Genomic DNA, 2,236 nt, shown 5'->3' on the forward strand with positions numbered 1-2,236 from the left:
GACCAAGATCGTCCAGGCACGGTTCGTCCACAACGACCGGCTCGTCGACGCTCTCCACCTCCAAGCCTCCTGCGCCCTCCTCCACGATCCTGAAGTCCGCGCCTACTACGACCAGCTCAAAGCCCGCGACATCAGCCATAACGCCGCCCTCCGCCAAGTCGGCAACCGCCTGGTGGGCATCCTCCACGGCTGCCTCAAAACCCACACCACCTACGACCAGGCAACCGCATGGTCACATCGCAACCACGACCTCGCCGCTTGACATCTAACGTCCAGGGATGTCTGACCCCTCACGGCCCATCTGGCTCGCCGACACGCGCGGACCGGGTACGGCTCGGGCCCAGGGCCGGAGGCAGAGGCTCGGGCGCCGGGGGCTCAGACCACCGGAGGCGGAGGCTCAGGCCTCGACCAGGGACGAGAGCTCAGGGCTCCACCAGGGAGGGGAGCTCAGGGCTCCGCCAGGGAGGGGAGCTCAGGGCTCCACCAGGGGCGAGAGCTCAGGCCTCGACCAGGGGCAGATCGGGCTCCGCCGACCGGAATGTGCGGCGGTAGGCCATCGGTGAGACGCCGATGGCCGCCTGCATGTGCTGCCGGAGGGAGGCGGCGGTGCCGAAACCGGCCCGCTCGGCGACGCCGTCCACCGGCAGGTCGCTGGCCTCCAGCAGGCGGCGGGCCAGCTCCAGCCGCTGCAGGATGAGCCACTGGCCCGGACTGACCCCCATCTCGTCGCGGAAGCGCCGGGTGAAGGTGCGCCGGCTCATCCGGGCGTGGTCGGCCAGTTCGGTGAGGGGGAGCGGCAGGTGCAGGCGCTCCAGCGCCCAGGCCCTGGTCGCCGAGGTGGTGGCGGTGGACCGCTCGGGGATCGGACGCTCGATGAACTGGGCCTGGCCGCCGTCGCGCCACGGCGGGACGACACACCGCCGGGCCACGCGGTTGGCGGCCTCGCTGCCGTGGTCCCGGCGGACGATGTGCAGGCACAGGTCGACCCCGGCGGCCACGCCGGCCGAGGTCAGCACGTCCCCGTCGTCCACGAACAGCACGTTGGGGTTGACGTTGACCTGGGGGAACCGCTTCTGGAAGTGCTCGGCGCTGCTCCAGTGGGTGGTCGCCGGGCGGCCGTCGAGCAGCCCGGCCGCCGCGAGGACGTAGGCGGCGGTGCAGATCGAGACCAGGCGGGTGCCCGGCCGGATGCGGGCGATCGCCCGTGCCAGCGGCTCGGGGAGCCGCCCCTCCGTGGAGATCCGGCCGAGCGCGTGGGTGGCCGGGATCACCACGGTGTCCGCGGTGGCCAGCGCCTCGGCTCCGTGCTCCACCGCGATCGAGAAGTCGGCGTCGGTGCGGACGGGGCGGCCGTCGACGGTGCAGGTGATCACCTCGTAGAGCGGTTCGTGGCCCGGGCCCCTTGCCACTCCGAAGACCCGCGCCGGGATGCCCAGCTCGAAGGGGATGACACCGTCCAGGGCCAGTACGACGATCCTGTGCATGGCTGAATCCTTCCACACAATGGATTCAGGCCACTTTCACCAGGGGTTAATGTCGGGATTGATTCTTTACGATGTCCGCCATGGCTTTCCTGGGGTGCCGGGGTATTCATCGCCATGTGATCAAATATCTGGCGGGAACGGTGGTTGTGGCCGTGGGCCTGCTGGGGCTCCCGGCTCCGGCGTCGGCCAAGGGACGGACCCTGCATCCCGGTGACTACGCGAAGATCGTGGAGCGGTTGCAACGACGGCTGCAGGAACTGAACTTCTCCCCAGGACTGGTGAACGGCTACTACGGCGCGGAGACCCAGGTCGCGGTCTGGGCCTTTCAGAAGTCGCAGGGGCTGATGGCCAAGGACGAGGTCGGACCGGAGACCTGGCGGGCGCTCGCCCATCCGCACTGGGCGCCGCCGCTCGTCCCGGCGGGAGGACCGCGGCGGGTCGAGATCGACCTGCGCCGTCAGCTTCTCACCGTCTACCGCCACAACCGCCCGACGCTCATCTCCCACGTCTCCACCGGCAGCGGGACGTATTTCTGCCAGTACGGCAACAGCTCCAGCACGCTCACCCCGGCGGGTGACTTCCGCATCGTCCAGCGTGAGCGGCACCGGGTGGAGGATCCGCTGGCGACGATGTACGAGACGCTCTCCTTCATGAGGGATCCCGCCGCCGGCTTCACCGGTGCCATCAGGAGCGGTCTCACCAGTGGTTTCACAGGCGGGCTCAAGCACGCCCCCGGCGGCCGGGCGGGGGCG

2 protein-coding genes and 1 pseudogene are annotated in these 2,236 nt (G+C 70.1%); 2 read left to right on the forward strand and 1 reads right to left on the reverse strand.

All coding sequences use genetic code 11. From position 1 onward, the window contains the following. Positions 1-262: pseudogene (locus tag CA984_RS43775) on the forward strand (IS110 family transposase); the annotation flags it as partial. A gap of 235 nt (positions 263-497) precedes the next feature. Here the strand turns inward: CA984_RS43775 and CA984_RS43780 are convergent. Then, positions 498-1,484, reverse strand: a complete 987-nt coding sequence (locus CA984_RS43780; protein ID WP_086579135.1) for a GlxA family transcriptional regulator — start codon at positions 1,482-1,484, stop codon at positions 498-500. Positions 1,485-1,600: 116 nt separating this feature from the next. On the opposite strand from CA984_RS43780, the gene CA984_RS43785 reads away from it, so the two are divergent. Then, a partial coding sequence (locus CA984_RS43785) for a L,D-transpeptidase family protein (protein WP_165781651.1) occupies positions 1,601-2,236 on the forward strand: 636 nt, incomplete at its 3' end.

Origin of the sequence: Streptosporangium minutum (genome assembly GCF_002149035.1) — a bacterium.
In the GTDB taxonomy this organism is placed as follows: Bacteria; Actinomycetota; Actinomycetes; order Streptosporangiales; family Streptosporangiaceae; genus Streptosporangium; species Streptosporangium minutum.

Coding starts and splice junctions, on each gene's coding strand:
- CA984_RS43780 (WP_086579135.1), bottom strand. CDS start 1,484: ATGCACAGGATCGTCGTACTGGCCCTGGACGGTGTCATCCCCTTCGAG.